This is a genomic window from Kitasatospora sp. NPDC023118, assembly GCF_055560875.1.
This window is the reverse complement of sequence record NZ_JBVHHW010000009.1, coordinates 1-20,478: the sequence shown is the minus strand read 5'-3', so window position 1 is coordinate 20,478 and position 20,478 is coordinate 1. Positions and strand designations below refer to the sequence as shown.

Genomic DNA, 20,478 nt, shown 5'->3' with positions numbered 1-20,478 from the left:
TTCTTTCCGGAAGCGGGACGGACGATCCAGCGGGAGACGGGTCAGCGGACGGCGCCCGCGGTGAGGCCGCGGACGATGAAGCGCTGGCCGAAGACCACCAGGGCGAGGGTGGGCAGCAGGGAGAGCACGACGCCGGCCAGGATCAGGCCCGGGTCGGCCATCTCGGAGTCGCGCAGCGAGGTGAGGCCGATCTGCAGGGTCTGCATGTTCGCCGTGCGGGTGATGATGAGCGGCCAGAAGTACTGGTTCCAGGCGGACAGGAAGACGTAGATCGACAGCGCCGCCAGGGCCGGCTTGTTGAGCGGGACGACGATCCGCCACAGGAAGCGCCAGTGCCCGGCGCCGTCGATCCGGGCGGCGTCGCGCAGTTCGCCGGGCAGCTGCCGGAAGGCCTGGCGCAGCATGAAGGTGCCGAAGCCGGAGGCGAGGAAGGGCAGCACCAGGCCGAAGTAGGTGTTGCCGAGGCCCCAGTCCGACAGCGTCAGGTAGTTGGGGATGATGATGGCCTCCCACGGGACCATCAGCGTGGCCAGGAACACCCCGAACACCGCGGCCCGCGCCTTCAGCGGCAGGAAGACGAAGGCGTACGCGGCCAGGATCGAGGTGAACAGCTGGGCGAGGGTGATGGCGGTGGCGACGATCGCCGAGTTGGCGTACTGGCGGGCCAGCGGGATCGTGTCCACGGCGCCGGAGAAGTTCCGCCCGGTGATCGAGTGCGGCACCAGCGCCGGCGGGTAGGAGGAGAGTTCGGACGGGTCCATGAAGGCGCCGACGATCGCGTAGTACACCGGGAAGGCCACGGTGACCACGGCCACGGCGAGCAGCAGGTGGACGGCGGCGCGGCCGAGCAGGTCGCGCGGGGAGCGCCCGGCGAGCACCCGGGTGCGCGGGCGGGGCGCTTCGGTCTCACTGGCGATGGTGGTCATGCGTAGTGCACCTTCCGCTCCAGGACGCCGAACTGGACGGCCGTGCAGGCGAGGACGACCACGAGCAGCACCACGGCCTGGGCGCTCGCCGTGCCGAAGTCGCTGGAGTTGTAGGCGAAGGCCTTCTCGTAGACGGAGTAGACGAGGGTCCGGGTCGCGCCGTCCGGCCCGCCCTTGGTCAGGATGTGGATCTGGCCGAAACTCTGCAGTGCGTGGACGGTGGAGACCACGGTCAGGAAGAACAGGTTCGGGCCGAGCATCGGGACGGTGATCGAGCGGGCCAGCCGCAGGCCGCGGGCGCCGTCGATACGGGCCGCCTCGACGACCTCCCCGGGGATCGAGCCGATGCCGGCCGAGAGCACCAGCACGTTGTAGCCGAGGTTCATCCAGATCGTGGTGACGGCCACCGAGACCAGCGCGTACCGGGAGTCGGTGAGCCAGCCGACCGGACCGAGGCCGACGTGCGAGAGCAGGCCGTTGAGCACCCCGCTGGCGGGGTTGAAGAACACCGCGAAGACCACCGAGGCGCTGGCCACCGAGAAGGCGAAGGGCAGTGCGAAGGCTGAGCGGAGCAGCCGTACACCGCGGATCCGGTTCTCCAGCAGCAGCACCAGCACCAGCGCGCCGAGCACCCCGGGCACCACGGTGAGCAGGGTGAACAGCGCCGTGGTGACCAGCGTCCGGCCGAAGTCGGCCGAGCCGAGCAGGTCGGTGTAGTGCTTCATCCCGACGTAGCGGGAGGGCGCGCCGAAGAGGTCGTTGGCGTGCCCGCTCAGGTAGATGGTCCGGCCCAGCGGGTAGCCGATGAAGAGGATGAACACCACCAGGGAGGGCAGCAGGAAGGCCCAGGCGAGCCCGTGTTCACCCCAGCGTCCTCCCCGATGTGGTCGTGGGCGGCGTCCCGGCAGGAGCGCGGTGTGTGGTGCGGTCGGCATCGGTTGCGCGTCCGCCTTTCGTGTGTCGGTTCCGGCCGAAACCGTGTCTTGCCCGAACGACGGCGCGGAAACCCCATGGTGATCAGCCGGTGTCCTCAGACTTACGCGTTCGCGTCAAATTCGGCCGGTCGTGCGCTGACGAGGGTTCGGCCCCGGGGCGCTGTCAGCGGGATGTCGTACGGTGCGCGGGTGAACGACACGGATTTCGACATGCGGGCCGCGATGACCGAAACCCTGCGAGGCCGCGAGGGCGCCTGGGCACTCGTCAGGGGCTTCGCCGCGCACTGGGGCGAGCCACTGGCGGCGGCCGACGGTTACGCCGACGCCGAGCTCGACGCGGCCGAGCGGCGGCTCGGGGTGCGGCTGCCGGCGGCGGTGCGCGAGGCGTACCGGCTGTTCGGCCGCCGGGCCGATCTCACCAGCAGCCAGGACGTACTGCTGACACCGGACGAGCTGTACGTGCTGGACGGCGCGCTGGTGTACCGGGCGGAGAACCAGGGCTGCGCGCACTGGGGCGTACTGCTGGGCGACCTGGCGCGGGAGGACCCGCCGACGGTGGTCCGGCCGGACCTGGCGGACAAGTCGCAGGAGCGCTGGGAGCCCTGGGAGGAGCGCTTCTCGACGGCGGCGGCCGTGATGGCGATGACGGAGAAGCTGCTGGAGGACCACGAGCTGACCGACTTCGTCGAGTCTGACGATGAACTTCCCGACGATTTCCGGGAGTTGCCCGCACTCGGCCGGGGCTGCCGCTGGCACGAGGGACCGGACGTACTGATCGGGGTGGTCGAGGAGTCCTGGATGATGGCCCGGGCACGGACCCCGGAGGCGCTGGAAGCGCTCCACGAGGCCGTGCCCGGGGACTGGCTGAGCAGCTGAGCCTGGCCGATCAGGCGCTGATACCCCCGTCCAGCACCAGGTCGGCGCCGACGGTGTAGCCGGCCTCCGGCGAGGCGAGGTGCAGCACCGCGGCGGCGATCTCCGCGACCGCGCCGACCCGCCCGACCGGGACCTCGGTCTTCATCCGCTCGGTCTTGTCGTCGGCGCTCTCGCCGGGCCGACTGGACATCGGGGTGTCCACCGGGCCGGGGCTGACGGTGTTGATCCGCACGCCCTCGCCGATGTGGTCGCGGGCGGCGGCCCGGGTGAGCGCGGTGACGGCGGCCTTGCTGGCGGCGTAGGCCCCGGCGCCCTCGATCCGCTTGTGGGCGCCGAGGTTGGAGGAGACGTTGACGATCGCGCCGCCGCCGTGGGCCCGCATGTGGCCGATCTGGTGCTTCATCGCGAGCAGGGTGCCGGTCACATTGATCTCGAACACCCGCTGGAAGTCGGCCTCGTCGATCTCGGCGACCGGGCCGGCCGCGCCGAACACCCCGGCGTTGTTGACGGCGACGTCCAGCCCGCCGAACCGCTCGACGGTCTCCCGGACCAGCCGGGCGGCGTCCTGACCATCCGACACGTCGCCGGTCAGTGCGACGGCCTCGCCGCCGGCCCGCTCGATCAGCTCGACGGTCTCGGCCAGCGGCCCGGCGCTGCGCCCGGCGACGGCGACCCGGGCGCCCTCCTGGGCGAAGGCGAGCGCGATGCCCCGCCCGATGCCGCTGCCGCCGCCGGTGATCAGGACGGACTTGTCGGCGAAACGCGTGGTCATGGTGTGAACTCCTTGATCCGAGTGGTGCGTTCTGATGCGGTGATGGTGGTTCGGGGCAGGCTGGCGACCGCCAGGGCGGTGAGTGCCAGCCCGGCGGCGGCCGCCGCGAAGGCCGCGGCGTAGCCGCCGACCACGCTCGGGCGGGTGGCGGCGAGGGCCATCAGGACGGCCAGGCCTGCGGTGGGGCCGAGTTCCATGGCGGTGTTGAAGACGCCCGCGGCCAGGCCGGTCCGTTCGGGGGCCACCCCGCCGGTGGCCAGGACGGCCGCTCCGGCGAAGGAGGCGGCGGCTCCGGCGGGCAGCAGGAGCAGTCCGGGCAACAGGGCGGTGGCGTAGTCGCTGCCGGGGGCCAGCCCGGCCAGCAGGCCGAGTCCGCCGGCCGCGGCGGCGAGGCCGCCGGCGGTCACCGGCACAGGCCCGTACCGCAGGACCAGCGGCCCGGCCAGACGGCCGGCCAGCAGCAGGGCGGCCGCGTACGGCAGGAAGGCCGCGGAGGTGGCGGCGGCGCTCCAGCCGCGCAGTTGCTGGAAGTAGAGGGAGAGCAGGACGAAGGTCAGCGCGGTGCCGGCGGCGGTCGCCATGACGGCTGCCAGCGCGGTGGCGCGGCGCCGGTCGGCCAGGAAGCCGGGCGGCAGCAGCGGGTCGGCGGTGCGGCGTTCGGCTGCGGCAAAGGCGAGCAGCAGGACGAGTGCGGCGGCCAGCGGCGCGAGTACCTCGGGGGCCCGCCAGCCGTGCTCGGCGGACGCCACCAGGGCGTAACTTCCCGTGCAGACACCGGCGGTGGCGAGGACCGCGCCGCGCAGGTCCAGGGCCGGTCGGCGTCCGAGGGGTGCGGCGGCGGGCAGCGCGGCGGAGCGCACGAGGCCGAGGAGGGCGGCCAGGACGGGGACCGCGAACAGCCACCGCCAGGAGACCGCGGCGGCGACCGCCCCCGACACCACACTGCCGACCGTCGCGCCGAGCACCGAGAGGCCGCCCCAGGTGGCCATCGCCCGTCGGTAGGCGGCGGGTTCGGGGTGGAGCACCCGGACCAGCGCGACCGCCGCCGGGGCGGTGAGGGCGGCGCCGGCGCCCTGGACGAAGCGGCTCGCCAGCAGGACGGGGTAGTCGGGTGCGAGGGCGCAGGCGATCGAGGCGGCGCCGAGCAGCAGCAGGCCGGAGCGGAGCGTCCGGCGGCCGCCGTGCCGGTCGGTCAGCCGTCCGCCGAGCAGCAGCAGGGAGCTGAAGGAGAGTCCGTAGGCGGCGCTCAGCAGCAGCACGCCGGACGGGCCGAGCCCGAACTCCCGGGCCACCAGCGGCAGCGGCACGGTGCAGATCATGATCGTGAAGATCAGGACCGCCTGGACGACGCCGAGCAGTGCGAGGCCGGACCGGCCGGCCGTGGCGACACTCATGAACCCCCCCAACAAATCTATAGAGACCGTTCGGTCCAGAATGAGGACAGCAGAAGCCACCGAGACCCGAAGGGCCGGGCGTCAGTCCAGCAGCGCCAGCGCCTGCTCGGCGGCGTCCCGCGCGCGGGTCCCGCCGTCGGCGGCCTTGCCGACGACCCGGATCCCCTGCATGAGCACCACCAGCATCCGGGCCAGCGCCCGCGGCTCCCGGTCGGCGGGCAGTTCGCCCTGCGCCCGGGCCCGCAGCAGGGCCGAGGTCAGCGCGGTCTCCAGGTGGTCGAGACTCGCCTCGACCCTGCGAGCGGCCGCCGGGTCGTGCGGGGCGAGTTCGACCGCGGTGTTGGTGACGAAGCAGCCGCGCTTGCGGTCCTCCTCCCCCGCCTCCGCGTACCGGCGCACCAGGGCGCGGACGGCCGGCAGCACCGGGCCGGGCTGGGACAGGTCGTTCAGCCGGTCCGGGTTCTGCTGCTCGCTGTAGCGCTCCAGCGCGCGCAGGTACAGCTCGCGCTTGCTGCCGAAGGTGGCGTAGATGCTGGCCCGGGCGATGCCGAGCCCCTCGACCAGGTCGGCCATCGAGGTGGCCTCGTAGCCGCGCCGCCAGAACAGCTCCAGGGCCGCCTGCAGCGCCGCGTCCGGATCGAATTCCTTCGTTCGCGCCATGGGAGGAACGGTAAACCTTTCTGGACCGAACGGTCAAGAAAGGCCGCTGGCCGTTTCTTGCCAGGTATCTGACGGAGCGTTGTCCGTTGAACTGAACCAAGGCTAGCTTTACCGCTCCCCCTTCCCCCCGTCCCCCAGAAGAGGCGTTCCCGTATGTCCGCACACTTCCCCGTAACGTCCCACCAGGCGGCCGAGGCCGCCCGACCCTACGTGCCGACGGCCTTTCGGGTCGTCGTCGGCCTGCTCTTCGCCTGCCACGGCGCAGCCTCGCTGTTCGGCGTCCTGGGCGGCGTCCTGGGCGGCGTCAAGGGCGGCGGCACCCTCCCGTTCGGCGAGTGGCCCGGCTGGTGGGCCGCGCTGATCCAGCTGGTCGGCGGCACCCTGGTGCTGCTCGGCGCCGGCACCCGATCGGCCGCCCTGCTCTGCTCCGGCTCGATGGCCTACGCCTACTTCACCGTCCACCAGGAGCACGCGCTGCTGCCGCTGCAGAACGGGGGCGAGCCCTCGGTGCTGTTCTGCTGGGCCTTCCTGGCCATCGCGGTGCTCGGCTCCGGCCCGTACGCCCTGGACCGGCTGCTCGGCGTCCGACAGCCGGAGGCCCGAACGGCCGAACCGGCCGCCCAGTCGACCTCAACGGTCTGACAATCAGCCCTCGGCGAGATGCCGCTCGACCGAGGCGACCTTGGCGGTGAGGCCGTCGGTGACCCCGGCCCGGTCGTCGATCTTGATCACCGTGCTGACCCTGCTGCTGTAGGCCTTCACCGCCTCGATCGCCTCCCTGATCACCGGCATCACCTCGTCTCACTCCCCCTCGATGCTGGTGAACATCGCGTCCGTGCGGTTCGGCAGCCCGCTCGCCCGGACCACCCGGACGGCGGCGGCCACCGCCTCCCCCACGTCCTCGCCCATCCCCAGCGGGGTCACCGAAAAGGCTGCGATCACGGCTCTGCGCTCCTTTGAACACCCGACTTGACGTCCGACATGACGCCCGACGGCACTGGTCGCGGCCCGGACCGGATCCGGGCCGCGACCAGGCTATCCACAGCTCCGATCAGGCGACCGTCGGCAGCGGCGGTTCGACGGCCAGCGGCTCGCTGGAGCGGGCGCGGTGCTGGGCGGCCCAGGAGGCGAGGGCCAGCGTGCAGGCGTGGTCCAGGTGGCGCAGCCCGGACCAGTCCAGTTCCACCGGCCGGTCGTCCGGCAGCCGTTCCAGGGTGTCCAGCAGCCGGGGCAGCCGCAGGAAGGTGGCGTTGCCGCTGAGCCGCACCCGGTGCAGCGGCCGGCCGGTCGGCAGCACCAGTTCCTCCACGGCGATCTGCAGGTGGGAGGTCTGCCAGGCGGACTTGGCCACCGCCAGCCCGATGCCGATCAGCACCCCCTCGAACAGGTCGGTGGCGATGATCGACACGGCCGTCACCCCGAGCACCAGCGCCTCGCCCCGGTGCCCACGGCACAGCCCGGCGATCCGGCGCAGCGGCACCAGCTTGGCGCCGGCGTGGACCAGGACGGCGGCCAGCGCGGTGAGCGGGACCAGCCCGAGCGCGCCGGGCAGCAGCGCGGTGAACAGCAGCAGCCAGAGCCCGTGCAGGAAGCGCGAGGCCTTGGTGCGGGCGCCCGCCTGGACGTTGGCCGCGCTGCGCACGATCACCGCGGTCATCGGCAGCGCGCCGAGCAGCCCGCAGACGGTGTTGCCGAGGCCCTGGGCGGTGAGCTCGCGGTCGTAGTCGGTGCGCGGGCCGTGGTGCATCCGGTCGACGGCGGCGGCGCTGAACAACGTCTCCGCGGAGGCGATCAGGGTGAAGGCGACGACGGTTCCGAGTCCGGCGGTGCCGGCCAGCGCGCCCAGCGAGTCGCGTTCGGGCAGGTGCACGACGTCGAGCAGGCCGGCGACCCGGACCCGGACCACCGGCAAGTCGGCCGCGGCGGTGACGGCGGCGGCCAGCCCGACCGCGGCCAGCGGCGCGGGGACGGTACCGGCCATCCGCCCGGGCAGGTGCTTCCAGGCGACGAGCACCAGCAAGGTGCCCAGGCCCAGGGCGACGGCGCTCGGATTGGCCGCAGCGGTGGCCGCGTCCGTCAGCAGGGCGGGCACCCCCGCGATCTTCTCCGGGCCGGTGGCCGGGGCACGCCGGTCGGCGAGCGCGTAGAGCTGGCCGAACAGCAGGGTCAGCCCGATGCCGGCCAGCATGCCGTGCACCACGGAGGCGGACATCGCCCGGAACCAGCGGCCGAGTCGCAGGGCGCCCATGGCCAGCTGGAGCACTCCGGTGCCGAGCACCAGCAGGCCGAGCGCCCCGGCGCCGAAGCGCTGGACGGCGTCGGCGACCAGCACGGTCAGCCCGGCGGCGGGCCCGCTGACCTGGAGGCTGCTGCCGGGCAGCGCGCCGACGACCAGGCCGCCGACGATCCCGGTGACCAGGCCCAGTTCGGCCGGGACACCGGAGGCGACGGCCACCCCTACGCAGAGCGGGAGGGCGACCAGGAACACCACCAACGAGGCGGGCAGGTCCTGCCGCCAGGGGACGGCGCGCAACGCGGCGAGCGGGGGCCGGCGGCGGCCCGGCGGGGCGTTCTTCCGGGGGCGGCCCGGCGGGCTCTTGCGCCGGCGCGGCGGTCGGTTCACCCGGTCACCACCGGGGGTCGGGCAGGGGTGCAGCGCATGGGGCTTTCCTTCCGCGCGCCCGCCGCTGCGGGCACGCCGTGACAGGGCCGGGAGTGGCGAGGGCCGGGAGCGGCAAGGGCAGGGAGTGGCGAGGGCCGGGAGCGGCACGGCCGGAACCGGCGAGGAGCGGCAAGGAAGAGCGGGGCGAAGAGACGGTGAGGACCGCACGGTGGGGGGCGACGGCGGTACGGCCGCGCGTCCGGGCGGGCCGGAGGGCGGCGGCGGGTGTCGGGTCGGTGCGGCCAGGGGGTGCGGTGCGTCCTCCGCGCGGGTGCGGCGGACCGGGCGCGCTGGTCCTGGACGGGACCGCCGGCGGACTCCCCTGTTGTTCCCCGACGCTCCCAAACCCCCCTGCCGCGGCCTCAGTTGGACGTCACGGGCCCGGCGTGCCACCGACGGTACCCAGGTCGGCGAGGCGGACCGACCTCGGGCACCGACCCTTCACCCGCACTGCACACCGGATGCGCATTCCGGGCCGGAACGTCCGCTTCCCCGGGTACACCAGCGCGAACACGGCTCAGACGTACGAATCCTCGCCGCTCACCCGAGCGCGCGCGGCACCCCACCCCACCGCGCCCAACTTCCACATTCTGTTGAAATCCCCCTTGACGCTCCGACGGACCCGACCCTACCTTGTTTCCACATACAGAAACCGCTCTTCCGTATGGTGGAATTCAGGAGATGAGCCCTCCGAGCCACTGCGGGCCGACGCAGGAGAGACCCGATGCCTCGTATGACAGCCGCCCGCGCGGCCGTGGAGATCCTCAAGCTCGAAGGCGTTGAGGTCGCCTTCGGCGTGCCGGGCGCCGCCATCAACCCCTTCTACGCCGCCCTCAAGGCCTCGGGCGGGATCAAGCACACCCTGGCCCGGCACGTCGAGGGCGCCTCCCACATGGCCGAGGGCTACACCCGCGCCAAGGCCGGCAACATCGGCGTGTGCATCGGCACCTCGGGCCCGGCGGGCACCGACATGATCACCGGCCTGTACTCGGCGATCGCCGACTCCATCCCGATCCTGTGCATCACCGGCCAGGCGCCCGTCGCCCGGCTGCACAAGGAGGACTTCCAGGCCGTCGACATCGCCTCGATCGCCAAGCCCGTCACCAAGGCCGCGACCACCGTCCTGGAGGCCGCCCAGGTTCCCGGCGTGTTCCAGCAGGCCTTCCACCTGATGCGCTCCGGCCGTCCGGGCCCGGTCCTGATCGACCTGCCGATCGACGTCCAGCTGACCGAGATCGACTTCGACCCGGAGGCCTACCAGCCGCTGCCGGTCTACAAGCCGACCGCCAACCGGATCCAGATCGAGAAGGCCATCGCGCTGCTCCAGGAGTCCGAGCGCCCGCTGATCGTGGCCGGCGGCGGCGTCATCAACGCCGACGCCTCCGAGCTGCTGCTGGAGTTCGCCGAGCTGACCGGCGTCCCGGTCGTCCCGACCCTGATGGGCTGGGGCATCGTCCCGGACGACCACGAGCTGAACGCCGGCATGGTCGGCCTGCAGACCTCGCACCGCTACGGCAACGAGAACTTCCTCGCCTCCGACTTCGTCCTCGGCATCGGCAACCGCTGGGCCAACCGCCACACCGGCGGCCTGGACGTCTACACCGCGGGCCGCAAGTTCGTCCACGTGGACGTCGAGCCGACCCAGATCGGCAAGATCTTCGCCCCCGAGCTCGGCATCGCCTCCGATGCCAGGGCCGCCCTGGAGCTGTTCGTCCAGGTCGCCAAGGAGCTCAAGGCCGCAGGGCGGCTCAAGGACCGCAGCGAGTGGGCCGCCTCCACCCAGGAGCGCAAGGCCAAGCTGCAGCGCCGCACCCACTTCGACAACGTGCCGCTCAAGCCGCAGCGCGTGTACGAGGAGATGAACAAGGCCTTCGGCCCAGAGACCCGCTACGTCACCACCATCGGCCTGTCGCAGATCGCCGGCGCCCAGATGCTGCACGTCTACAAGCCGCGCTACTGGATCAACTGCGGCCAGGCCGGCCCGCTCGGCTGGACCATCCCGGCCGCGCTCGGCGTCGCCACCGCCGACCCCGAGGGCCAGATCGTCGCGCTCTCCGGCGACTACGACTTCCAGTTCATGATCGAGGAGCTGGCGGTCGGCGCCCAGCACCGGATCCCGTACGTCCACGTCCTGGTGAACAACTCCTACCTGGGCCTGATCCGCCAGGCGCAGCGCAACTTCGACATCGACTTCCAGGTCAAGCTGGAGTTCGAGAACATCAACGCCCCCGAGCTGGGCGTCTACGGCGTGGACCACGTCAAGGTCGCCGAGGGCCTGGGCTGCAAGGCGATCCGGGTCACCGAACCCGAGGGGCTGCTGCCCGCGTTCGAGGAGGCCAAGAAGCTGGCCGCCGAGTTCCGCGTCCCGGTCGTGGTCGAGGCCATCCTGGAGCGGGTCACCAACATCTCGATGGCCGCCGCCGACATCGACAAGGTCAACGAGTTCGAGGAGCTCGCCACCCTCCCCGAGCACGCGCCGACCGCGATCAAGCCGCTGGCCCTCTGACCGGTCGACACTGCGACCCCGTCGGGAAGCGGGGGCGTACGAGCCGCTCCGTACGCCCCCGCGCAGGCGGAACACCGGCGGTGCCGCAACGGTTGAGCTGACCGGTGCCGCTACCGTGTGCCCGGGCGACACCCCCTGCCAACCTGCCGAAAGGACCACCACCGTGAGCCTGTACGACATCCCGCTGCGCACCCTGGCCGGCGAGGCGGCCTCCCTGGCCGACTACAAGGGCAAGGCGCTGCTGATCGTCAACGTCGCCTCCAAGTGCGGCCTGACCCCGCAGTACACCGGCCTGGAGAACCTCCAGAAGCGCTACGCCGGGCGCGGGTTCACCGTGCTGGGCTTCCCGTGCAACCAGTTCGCCGGGCAGGAGCCGGGCAGCGCCGAGGAGATCCAGAGCTTCTGCTCCACCACCTACGGCGTGACCTTCCCGCTGTTCGAGAAGATCGACGTCAACGGCGCCGACCGGCACCCGCTGTACCAGCGGCTGACCGAGGTGGCCGACGCCGAGGGCCAGGCCGGGGACGTCGGCTGGAACTTCGAGAAGTTCCTGATCTCGCCGGACGGCACCGTCGTCGCGCGTCTGCGTCCGCGCGTCGAGCCGGAGTCGGACGAGCTGATCGCCGCCGTCGAGGCCGTGCTGCCGGCCTGACGCCCCGTCCACGCAAAAGGACCGCCCTCACCGGGCGGTCCTTTTGCGTCACAGCAACAGTCGTGTGCCCGGCGGGAGTTCGCCGTCCCGGGCGGCGTCGTGCAGGTGTGCCAGCAGGGTGGCGCGCAGCGCCTCGGCGGCGCGGGTGAGCGGCACCTCGTGGCCGTGCGCGACCGCGATGGTGCGGCCCAGGCCCGGCCCGGCGAACGGGGTGACGGACAGACCCGAGCGGGCCGCCACCATGCCGGGCAGCACGGCCGGTCCGAGCCCGGCCCGGACGAAGCCCAGCACCGCGTCCATCTCGCCGCCCTCCACCGCGAACTCCGGCTCGAACCCGGCCGCCCGGCAGGCGGCCAGGGTCGCCTCCCGCAGGTCGTAGCCCTCCCGGAACATCACCAGCGGCCGTCCCTTGAGCTCGGCCACCCGCACCGGGCGCCGGGCGCGCCCGGCGGCGGCGACCAACACCAGCTCCTCGTGCAGCAGTTCGGTGACCGCGAGGGCGGGCGCCGCCTCCCCGCTCGGCGGGGTGATGATCAGCGCGAGGTCCAGCTCCCCCGCCGCCAGCCAGCGCACCAGGTCGCGCGAGCCGCCCTCGCGCACTCCCAGCGCCACACCCGGGTAGCGGTCCCGGAAGGCCCGCAGCACGTCCGGCACCAGGCTGGTGCACAGGCTCGGCGGCGCGCCCAGCCGCACCCGGCCGCGGCGCAGCTGCACCGTCTCCTGGACGGCGAGCCGGGCGCTCTCGGTGTCCGCGAGGATGCGTCGAGCCAGCGGCAGCAGGGCGTCCCCGGCGTCCGTCAGCGCGATGTTGCCCCGGGTGCGGTGGAACAGCTCGGCACCCAACTCCCGCTCCAGTGCCCGGATCTGCTGCGACAGTGACGGCTGCGCCACGTGCGCGGCCTCGGCAGCCCGGGTGAAGTGCCGGGTCTCGGCGACGGCCAGGAAGTAGCGGAGTTGCTGGAGCTGCACAGGACCAGGTTAATCCGCGTCGATAGGCCACGGCTATCGTCACCAGCCGCAGCATGTCTTGGACGCACCCTGGCGGCCCTCCCTACCGTTGCCGACATGACAACCGCGACGCGGACGGGCCGGCATCCGTCCACCCTGGCGACCCTGTGGCGGTCGACCGTCGGCAAGAAGGCGGTCATGGCCGTCACCGGACTGGTCATGCTGCTGTACCTGGTCGCGCACATGCTGGGCAACCTCAAGGTCTTCTTCGGCGCCGACGACATCAACGGCTACGCGGCCTGGCTGCGCACCATCGGCCAGCCGTTCCTGGGCCACGAGTGGTTCCTGTGGATCGCCCGGGTCGGCCTGCTGGCCGCCGTCGTGCTGCACGGCGTCTCCGCGTACCAGCTGAGCCGCCGCGACCTGGCCGCCCGCCCGAGCAAGTACGTGCACCAACGCCGACGCGCCAGCTACGCGACCCGGACCATGCGCTGGGGCGGGGTGATCCTGGCGCTGTTCATCGTCTGGCACATCCTCGACCTCACCACGCTCACCGTGAACCCGGTCGCCGAGCACGGCCACCCGTACCAGAACATCGTGGCCTCCTTCGGCCGCTGGTACTCGTGCCTGATCTACATCGTCGCGATGCTGGCCCTGGGCTTCCACATCCGGCACGGCTTCTGGAGCGCCGCGCAGACCCTCGGCGCCAACAACGCCCGCCGCGACAAGGCGCTGAAGCTGGCCGCCAACGGCCTGGCGCTGGTGCTGACGGCCGGCTTCCTGTCCGTCCCCGTGGCCGTGATGTTCGGAGTCGTGAAATGAGCTACCTGGAGTACACCCTCGGCGAGCCGGTCGCCGACACCAAGGCCCCCGCCGGGCCGATCGAACAGCGCTGGGACCAGCGGCGGTTCGACGCCAAGCTGGTCAACCCGGCCAACCGGCGCAAGCACACCGTGATCGTGGTCGGCACCGGCCTGGCCGGCGGCGCGGCCGGCGCCACCCTCGCCGAACAGGGCTACCACGTCGTCCAGTTCTGCTTCCAGGACTCCCCACGACGCGCTCACTCGATCGCCGCCCAGGGCGGCATCAACGCGGCCAAGAACTACCGCAACGACGGCGACTCGATCCGCCGGCTGTTCTACGACACCGTCAAGGGCGGCGACTTCCGCGCCCGCGAGTCCAACGTGCACCGGCTCGCCCAGGTGTCGGTGGAGATCATCGATCAGTGCGTGGCCCAGGGCGTGCCCTTCGCCCGCGAGTACGGCGGCCTGCTGGACACCCGCTCCTTCGGCGGCGTGCAGGTCTCCCGGACCTTCTACGCCCGCGGCCAGACGGGTCAGCAGCTGCTGCTCGGCGCCTACCAGGCGCTGTCCCGGCAGATCGCCGCCGGGAACGTGGAGCTCCACCCGCGCACCGAGATGCTCGACCTGCTGGTGGTCGACGGCCGGGCCCGCGGCATCGTCGCCCGCGACCTCGTCACCGGCGAGATCCGCAGCTACACCGCGGACGCCGTGGTGCTTGCCACCGGCGGCTACGGCAACGTCTTCTACCTCTCCACCAACGCCAAGAACTCCAACACCACCGCGATCTGGCGGGCCCACCGGCGCGGCGCCTACTTCGCCAACCCGTGCTTCACCCAGATCCACCCGACCTGTATCCCGCGCTCCGGCGACCACCAGTCCAAGCTCACCCTGATGAGCGAGTCGCTGCGCAACGACGGCCGGATCTGGGTGCCCAAGGCCAAGGGCGACAACCGCCCGCCCGGGCAGATCCCGGAGGAGGAGCGGGACTACTACCTGGAGCGGATCTACCCCGCCTTCGGCAACCTGGTGCCGCGCGACATCGCCTCCCGGGCCGCCAAGAACGTCTGCGACGAGGGCCGCGGCGTCGGCCCTGGCGGGCAGGGCGTGTACCTGGACTTCGCGGACGCCATCCGCCGGATGGGCCGGGACGCGGTGGAGGCCAAGTACGGCAACCTCTTCGAGATGTACGAGCGGATCACCGCCGAGGACCCGTACCGGGTGCCGATGCGGATCTACCCGGCGATCCACTACACGATGGGCGGGCTCTGGGTCGACTACGACCTGCAGACCAGCATCCCGGGCCTGTTCGCGGTCGGCGAGGCCAACTTCTCCGACCACGGCGCCAACCGGCTCGGCGCCAGCGCGCTGATGCAGGGCCTCGCCGACGGCTACTTCGTGCTGCCGCCCACCCTCAACGACTACCTGGCCCGCAACCCGCTGGCCGCCGTGCCCGCCGACCACCCGGTGCTCACCGAGATCGAGGCGGAGGTCGAGGACCGGCTCAACCTGATCCTCTCCGTCAACGGCGACCGCACCCCGGACTCCTTCCACCGCGAACTCGGCGAACTGCTCTGGGACGAGTGCGGGATGGCCCGCGACGAGGCCGGACTGAAGCGGGCGCTGGAGCGGATCCCGCAGCTGCGCGATGAGTTCTGGCGCCGGATCAAGGTGCCCGGCACCGGGCAGGAGCTCAACCAGTCCCTGGAGAAGGCCAACCGACTGGTCGACTACTTCGAGCTGGCCGAGCTGATGTGCCTGGACGCGCTGCACCGGGCCGAGTCCTGCGGCGGCCACTTCCGCACCGAGAGCCAGACCCCCGAGGGCGAGGCCGCCCGGCGCGACGAGGAGTTCACCTACGCCGCCGCCTGGGAGTTCACCGGCACCGGCGAGGCACCCGTCCTCCACCGCGAGGCCCTCGACTTCGAGTACGTCCACCCCACCCAGCGGAGCTACGCATGAACCTCACCCTGCGCATCTGGCGCCAGGCGGGCCCGGACGCACCCGGGTCGATGACCACCTACCAGGTCAGCGGGATCAGCCCGGACATGTCCTTCCTGGAGATGCTCGACACCCTCAACGAGGAGCTGATCACCCGCGGCGACCTGCCGGTCGCCTTCGACCACGACTGCCGCGAGGGCATCTGCGGAGCCTGCGGCATGGTCATCAACGGCCAGGCGCACGGCCCCGAGCGGACCACCACCTGCCAGCTGCACATGCGGCACTTCAAGGACGGCGACACCATCGACGTCGAGCCGTGGCGGGCGGCGGCCTTCCCGGTGGTCAAGGACCTGGTGGTGGACCGCTCGGCCTTCGACCGGATCATCGGCTCCGGCGGCTACATCACCGCGCCCACCGGCAGCGCCCCCGAGGCGCACGCCACGCCCGTCCCCAAGGAGGCCGCGGACACCGCATTCGAGCACGCCGAGTGCATCGGCTGCGGCGCCTGCGTGGCCGCCTGCCCGAACGGCTCGGCGATGCTGTTCACCTCCGCCAAGGTGGTGCACCTCAACGTGCTGCCGCAGGGCGCGCCCGAACGCGCCGCCCGGGTACGGAACATGGTCTCGGCGATGGACGCCGAGGGCTTCGGCGGCTGCACCAACACCGGCGAGTGCGCCACCGCCTGCCCCAAGGGCATCCCGCTGCCCAGCATCGCGGCGATGAATCGGGAGTTCCTGCGGGCCGCCCGTAGTTGACACCTCCCCCGCATACGGTCGGCCCCTCGCTCTGGTGCTCAGGCGAGGGGCCGACACCGTCTACGGCGGCGCGTGCGCGGGCAGTTGACGCTCCCCGTACGGGTGATGGATCGCCGGGAGCGGTGCTGCGACGCGGGAAATCGCGCTACGGTGGACCTCCGCTACGGAAGGACGGCATATGCCCCAGGTTCAGTCCTGCTCCGGCTGCGGCGGGTCCGGGGGGACCCAGAAGACCGAGGCAACGGTCGAGCTGGACGAGGAAGGAAGCATGGTGCCCAGGATCCACACCTTCTGGTCGCCCTGCGGTCGGTGCCACGGATCCGGGACGGTGATCGACGGATGAGGCTGGTCTTCGAATGCGTCGAGTGCGGTGGGCACTACCTGCCGCCGGAGGGCATGGTCTACCCGGACGGGCCGGCGTCGCCGCTCTGGTGCTCCTCCTGTCAGACCGTCAAGCGCGCGGCGGGCGAGCGGGAGGACCCGCTGCTCGCCCGGATCGCGCTGGCCGCCGCCCGGGCCGCGCTCGCCCGGCGGGCCGCCGAGGGCGTTGAGCCGTCCGCCGCCGGGCGCGGCGACGTGCGCCCGTCCCGGCCGCCGTTGTCGCGCCGGGCCCGCTCGGGGCCGGGTGGGGTGCGCAGCAAGCTGGGCTGATCACCATGCCGAGTAGCCAGCTCGGCCGGGGTCAGAACAGCGCCTCCTGAGTGTCCGGCTCCGGCGGGCGGACCCGCTCCTCCAGGCCCAGCCCCTCGGAGCCGCGGCCGGTGACCGGCGTGAGCGTCCAGCCGGTGAGCCGCCGGGTGTCCAGCAGCAGCGGGCCCGAGCCGTCCGGCTGGTCGAGGAACAGGTGCCGCCCCACCGGCGGGCGCAGCGTGCCCGCGACCACCGCCCCGGCGGCCAGCCCGGTGATCTCGCGGTAGGTCTCGGGAGCGCCCGCGCCCAGGCCGAAGCGCTCGACGTGGTCCACCACCGGGCGGTCGGCGAACAGCTCCAGGGCGTGCCCGTCCAGCAGCCGGTGCGCCTGGACGCGGGCCTCGGTCAGCACGGTACGGCGGTGCGGAGCGTCGCCGTGCGCCCACCAGTGGTCGGTCTTCAGCCGGGACGTGAAGCGCTCGCGGGCCATCCCCGAGGCGGCGAGGGTGAGTTCGGCCCGGCGGATCGCGGGCAGGCTGCCGCGCGCGGTGAACGCGTAGGCCAGCGCGCCCTGTTCGAGCAGTCGGCTGTCGCCGCGCTGCTCGGCGGTCAGGCCGACCTTCAGCAGGCCCTCGCCGAACCAGGCGAGGTAGAGCAGGTAGGTGCGGCCGTCGTCCAGGATCTGGTCCCGGGCGAGGGCCAGGCCGCGGTCCACGCTCTGGCAGGCCGGGCACTGCGTCGCGCTGCCGCCGGGGTCGATCACCGCGTGGTGCGGGCAGGGCGTGCGCTCCGTCGCACCGGCCAGCCAGGCCCCAACGCAGCGGCGCGGGCCGCCGAGCAGCCAGCCGACCTCCGCACCGGGCGCGACGGCGCGCTCGTGCACCCGGGCGCCGCGCACGGCGCCGAGCAGGGCCCGGCCGTCGTGCCAGCTCAGGCCGGTGGAGACCCAGCCGGCGGGCCGGTCCGGGTGCTGCGGTGCGGGGATCGTCACGGGCATCCCTCTCTGGAAATCCTCGATGCGGTGAGGCTACCCGGCGCCACTGACAGCGGTGACTTCACCGGCTCCCCGACGGCCTGCCTGCCGAGGTCCCGCCGCCGCCCGCACCCGAGGCACCGGGCCGCACGCCCCGCAGGTCACGGGCGCTTGGCCGGGTGGGCAGTCCACGTTCTATTGTGGCGGGCGCGGTCGGCGGTGTTGCCGGGAGGTGGCGTGGGCGGCCGGGTCGGTGCGGAGCGCGAAGGGGTGGATGGTGGCGGGGCGGCGGAACAGCGGGGTGCTGGCGGTCTGGGCGGAGGCGCAGCGGCAGCAGCAGCGTCGGGAGGAGGCCCGTTGGCGCGCCGAGGCGGCGGAGTTGCGGCGGCACGAGCGCGCGCAGCGCGAGGCGCAGCGGGCGGCCGCCCGGAACGAGCGGGAGGCGCAGCGCGCCTACCAGCAGTCGCGGGAGGCGGAGGCGGCTCGGCGGACGGCCGAACTGGACGCCCGGGTCGAGGAGTTGCGAGGGCTGCTGGCGGCCGGGCTGGCCGCGCCGGGGTTCGGTCCGCAGGCGTTGCTGGCGCCGCGCCCGGCGCCGCCGTTCGATCCGGGCCCGCTGGGCGAGCCGGTGCCGATGCCCGACCAGACCTCCGCCGCGTACCACGTGCCGCCGCCGGACGCGGCGCAGGCCCGCAATGCCGGGGTGCGCCGGCAGTACGAGCAGTACGTCGCCCAGGCCCGGGCCCGGTTCGAGCAGGACTGGTACGCCGCGCAGGCGCGGGAGGCGGACCGGCAGCGCCGGCTGGCCGCGTACCACCAGGAGTACCTGGCCTGGGCGGAGCGCTTCCGCCGCCAGGAGGAGGCGCGCGGAGCCGGGACCGAGGAGTTGCTGCGGCGGCTGCGGGCGGGTGAGCCGGAGGCGGTGCAGGAGTACTTCACGGCGGGCCTGTACGCCTCGGCGGCCTGGCCGGAGGGCTTCCCGCACCGGCTGGTGGCGGCCTGGGAGGCGACGAGCCGTCAGCTGGTGGTGAACTGGGAGCTGCCTGGTCCGGACGTGGTGCCGGCCGCCTCCCGGGTGCGGTACGTGAAGGCGGACGACCGCGAGGCCGAGGTGGCCCGCCCGGCGACCGAGCGCAAGGCGCTGTACCGGGAGGTGCTGGCGCAGTCGGCGCTGCGGGTGGCGGTGGAGCTGTTCCGGGCGGACCGGGACGGGATGCTGGACTCGGTGGTGCTGAACGGTTTCGTCCTCGGCATCGACCCGGCGACCGGCCGGGAGGCGGAGCGCTTCCTGTCCACGCTGACGGTGACCCGGGCCGAGTTCGCCGGGCTGGCGCTGGACCGGGTGGCGCCGGTGGAGTGCTTCCAGGGCCTGGGCGGCAAGCTGTCCGCCCGCCCGGAGCGGCTGGACGAGGTGAAACCGGACCGGCTGCCGGAGACGGTCGGCGGCAGTCTGGCCGGGCACGGCGGCGAGGACGAGCCGGACCTGTTCGAGATGGACCCGATCGAGTTCGAGGAGCTGATCGCCGAGCTGTTCCGGCTACGCGGTTTCCGGGTGATGACCACGGCCCGCAGCGGCGACGTCGGGGTGGACGTGATCGCCGAGGACCTGGACCCGGTGACCGGCGGCAAGATCGTGATCCAGGCCAAGCGCTACAAGAAGACCGTCCCTCCGACGGCCGTGCGCGACCTGGAGTCCACCGTCCGCCACCACGGTGCGATCAAGGGCATCCTGGTCACCACCGCGGGCTTCGGCCGCGGCTCGTACAGCTACGTCGAGGGCAAACCGCTGACCTTGCTGAGCGGCCCGGAGCTGGTCGAGCTGCTGGCCGAGCAGGGGCTGCGCGGCCGCCTCGGCGGCGGGAGCGCCGCGGTCCGGGAGCAGCCGCACGAGGAGCGAACCCGCGAGGAGCAGGCCGCCGCCGGGAGCACCCTCACGGTCAGCTGGCAGAGCCGCACCGCCGGCGGGGACGCGGTGGAGCTGGACGTGACCGCCTTCCTCTGCGCCAAGGGCCGGGTGCTGAGCGACGAGCACTTCGTGTTCTTCAACAACCCGCAGGACCCGGACGGCGCCGTCCGGCTGCACCCGACCCGCTCGGTGCCGGGCGAGCCGACCCGGGCGGCCCGGCTGAGCGTGGACCTGCACCGGCTGCCGGCCGCCGTCGACGAGGTGGTGGTCGCCGTCTCCACCGAGGAGGAGGAGCCCCCGGCGCTGCCGCTCGGCTACGTGTACGGGCTCGCCGTCGCCGCCTCGTACGGGCCGGGTGCGGCCGGGCCGGCCAAGTGGCCGGGCGCCAACGGCGGCATCCCGGACTCGGCGATGCTCCTCGGCTCCTTCCAACGGGCCGACGACGGCTGGCAGTTCGCCCCCTCGGGCCACGCGGTCACGAATGGTCTGGCCGGGCTGGCCACCGCTTTCGGCGTCGCGGTGGAGTAGCTCGGACGCCACGACGGGGGCTTCGCCCCTCAGGGCGAGGCGTCATACCTGAGGAGGAGACGGCCCCTGCCGCACCACCGGAGCGGCGGGGGTCGGTCGCCTCCCGGGCATACGCATCGCATTCGAACGGCTTGGGAGGATGGAACGGAAGAATTTCCGGTTCATCCCCAGGAGTCCACGTGACGTTCCCCGCTACCGCCGTCCTCACCGGTCGGGCGGCCGCCCGCGCCAGCGGCCTGAACAAGGTCTACGGGCAGGGGGAGACCCGCGTCGTCGCCCTCGACAACGTCAGCGTCGTGTTCCCCCAGGGCGAGTTCACCGCCATCATGGGCCCCTCCGGCTCCGGCAAGTCGACCCTGATGCACTGCATGGCAGGCCTCGACACCGTCTCCTCCGGCTCCACCACCATCGGCGACACCGAACTCGTCGGCCTCAAGGACAAGCAGCTCACCCAGCTGCGCCGCGACCACATCGGCTTCATCTTCCAGGCCTTCAACCTCCTCCCCACCCTGACCGCCTTGGAGAACATCACCCTCCCGATGGACATCGCCGGCCGCAAGGTCGACAAGCCCTGGCTCGACCGCGTCGTCGACACCGTCGGCCTCTCCGGCCGC

At 72.8% G+C, this 20,478-nt stretch carries 18 protein-coding genes and 1 pseudogene; 10 read left to right on the top strand and 9 right to left on the bottom strand.

Features of this window, described 5'->3' with window-relative positions; translation table 11 throughout:
- Positions 1 to 41: 41 nt before the first annotated feature.
- On the bottom strand, positions 42 to 926 hold the full coding sequence (locus ACZ3UD_RS13530) for a carbohydrate ABC transporter permease (protein ID WP_465585907.1): 885 nt from the start codon (positions 924 to 926) through the stop codon (positions 42 to 44).
- Positions 923 to 1,861, bottom strand: a complete 939-nt coding sequence (locus ACZ3UD_RS13525; RefSeq protein WP_465585905.1) for a carbohydrate ABC transporter permease — start codon at positions 1,859 to 1,861, stop codon at positions 923 to 925. The genes ACZ3UD_RS13530 and ACZ3UD_RS13525 overlap by 4 nt, the downstream gene beginning before the upstream one ends.
- Positions 1,862 to 2,050: 189 nt before the next feature.
- Between ACZ3UD_RS13525 and ACZ3UD_RS13520 the strand changes: the two genes are divergently transcribed.
- Complete coding sequence (locus tag ACZ3UD_RS13520; RefSeq protein WP_465585903.1) at positions 2,051 to 2,737, top strand: SMI1/KNR4 family protein; 687 nt, start codon at positions 2,051 to 2,053, stop codon at positions 2,735 to 2,737.
- Between the two features lie 10 nt (positions 2,738 to 2,747).
- Here ACZ3UD_RS13520 and ACZ3UD_RS13515 read toward each other — a convergent pair whose 3' ends face one another.
- From ACZ3UD_RS13515 to ACZ3UD_RS13505, 3 genes are all read right to left on the bottom strand, one after another.
- Entirely contained in the window at positions 2,748 to 3,509 is a 762-nt protein-coding gene (locus ACZ3UD_RS13515) for an SDR family NAD(P)-dependent oxidoreductase (protein ID WP_465585901.1), read from the bottom strand.
- Positions 3,506 to 4,903, bottom strand: a complete 1,398-nt coding sequence (locus tag ACZ3UD_RS13510; protein WP_465585900.1) for an MFS transporter — start codon at positions 4,901 to 4,903, stop codon at positions 3,506 to 3,508. Before ACZ3UD_RS13510 ends, ACZ3UD_RS13515 begins: the two co-directional genes overlap by 4 nt.
- Before the next feature lie 81 nt (positions 4,904 to 4,984).
- Positions 4,985 to 5,563 carry a TetR/AcrR family transcriptional regulator gene (locus ACZ3UD_RS13505; RefSeq protein ID WP_465585898.1) on the bottom strand — a complete coding sequence of 193 codons (579 nt, stop codon included), beginning with the start codon at positions 5,561 to 5,563 and terminating at the stop codon, positions 4,985 to 4,987.
- A 153-nt stretch (positions 5,564 to 5,716) separates the two neighbouring features.
- Here ACZ3UD_RS13505 and ACZ3UD_RS13500 point away from each other — a divergent pair, with 153 nt between their 5' ends.
- Positions 5,717 to 6,205: a DoxX family protein gene (locus tag ACZ3UD_RS13500; RefSeq protein WP_465585897.1), complete on the top strand. Its 489-nt coding sequence runs from the start codon at positions 5,717 to 5,719 to the stop codon at positions 6,203 to 6,205.
- 3 nt (positions 6,206 to 6,208) lie between these two features.
- Here the strand turns inward: ACZ3UD_RS13500 and ACZ3UD_RS13495 are convergent.
- Positions 6,209 to 6,505 (bottom strand): annotated as a pseudogene (locus ACZ3UD_RS13495) (MTH1187 family thiamine-binding protein).
- Between the two features lie 109 nt (positions 6,506 to 6,614).
- On the bottom strand, positions 6,615 to 8,186 hold the full coding sequence (locus ACZ3UD_RS13490) for a SulP family inorganic anion transporter (RefSeq protein ID WP_465585895.1): 1,572 nt from the start codon (positions 8,184 to 8,186) through the stop codon (positions 6,615 to 6,617).
- 763 nt (positions 8,187 to 8,949) lie between these two features.
- On the opposite strand from ACZ3UD_RS13490, the gene gcl reads away from it, so the two are divergent.
- Both gcl and ACZ3UD_RS13480 read left to right on the top strand, forming a co-directional pair.
- The gene (gene gcl, locus ACZ3UD_RS13485; protein WP_465585893.1) at positions 8,950 to 10,731 is read left to right on the top strand and encodes a glyoxylate carboligase; all 1,782 of its coding nucleotides are present in this window, start codon (positions 8,950 to 8,952) and stop codon (positions 10,729 to 10,731) included.
- A 163-nt stretch (positions 10,732 to 10,894) separates the two neighbouring features.
- Positions 10,895 to 11,383 carry a glutathione peroxidase gene (locus tag ACZ3UD_RS13480; protein ID WP_465585891.1) on the top strand — a complete coding sequence of 163 codons (489 nt, stop codon included), beginning with the start codon at positions 10,895 to 10,897 and terminating at the stop codon, positions 11,381 to 11,383.
- Positions 11,384 to 11,431: 48 nt separating this feature from the next.
- Here ACZ3UD_RS13480 and ACZ3UD_RS13475 read toward each other — a convergent pair whose 3' ends face one another.
- The gene (locus ACZ3UD_RS13475; RefSeq protein WP_465585889.1) at positions 11,432 to 12,352 is read right to left on the bottom strand and encodes a LysR family transcriptional regulator; all 921 of its coding nucleotides are present in this window, start codon (positions 12,350 to 12,352) and stop codon (positions 11,432 to 11,434) included.
- A 96-nt stretch (positions 12,353 to 12,448) separates the two neighbouring features.
- Between ACZ3UD_RS13475 and ACZ3UD_RS13470 the strand changes: the two genes are divergently transcribed.
- From ACZ3UD_RS13470 to ACZ3UD_RS13455, 4 genes are all read left to right on the top strand, one after another.
- Positions 12,449 to 13,153: a succinate dehydrogenase cytochrome b subunit gene (locus ACZ3UD_RS13470; protein WP_465585887.1), complete on the top strand. Its 705-nt coding sequence runs from the start codon at positions 12,449 to 12,451 to the stop codon at positions 13,151 to 13,153.
- Positions 13,150 to 15,093 (top strand): fumarate reductase/succinate dehydrogenase flavoprotein subunit, encoded by a 1,944-nt coding sequence (locus ACZ3UD_RS13465; RefSeq protein ID WP_465585885.1) that lies wholly within the window; start codon positions 13,150 to 13,152, stop codon positions 15,091 to 15,093. Before ACZ3UD_RS13470 ends, ACZ3UD_RS13465 begins: the two co-directional genes overlap by 4 nt.
- Positions 15,090 to 15,827, top strand: a complete 738-nt coding sequence (locus tag ACZ3UD_RS13460) for a succinate dehydrogenase/fumarate reductase iron-sulfur subunit (RefSeq protein ID WP_465585883.1) — start codon at positions 15,090 to 15,092, stop codon at positions 15,825 to 15,827. Before ACZ3UD_RS13465 ends, ACZ3UD_RS13460 begins: the two co-directional genes overlap by 4 nt.
- Positions 15,828 to 16,166: 339 nt before the next feature.
- Positions 16,167 to 16,478, top strand: a complete 312-nt coding sequence (locus tag ACZ3UD_RS13455; RefSeq protein WP_465585881.1) for a hypothetical protein — start codon at positions 16,167 to 16,169, stop codon at positions 16,476 to 16,478.
- A gap of 31 nt (positions 16,479 to 16,509) precedes the next feature.
- Here ACZ3UD_RS13455 and ACZ3UD_RS13450 read toward each other — a convergent pair whose 3' ends face one another.
- A complete protein-coding gene (locus ACZ3UD_RS13450; protein WP_465585879.1) occupies positions 16,510 to 17,448 on the bottom strand; it encodes a DUF2797 domain-containing protein in 939 nt (312 codons plus the stop codon).
- Positions 17,449 to 17,704: 256 nt separating this feature from the next.
- On the opposite strand from ACZ3UD_RS13450, the gene ACZ3UD_RS13445 reads away from it, so the two are divergent.
- Both ACZ3UD_RS13445 and ACZ3UD_RS13440 read left to right on the top strand, forming a co-directional pair.
- Positions 17,705 to 19,864, top strand: coding sequence for a restriction endonuclease (locus ACZ3UD_RS13445; RefSeq protein ID WP_465585877.1), 2,160 nt, complete (start codon positions 17,705 to 17,707; stop codon positions 19,862 to 19,864).
- 179 nt (positions 19,865 to 20,043) lie between these two features.
- The coding region (locus tag ACZ3UD_RS13440) for an ABC transporter ATP-binding protein (protein ID WP_465585875.1) at positions 20,044 to 20,478 on the top strand (435 nt) is incomplete at its 3' end.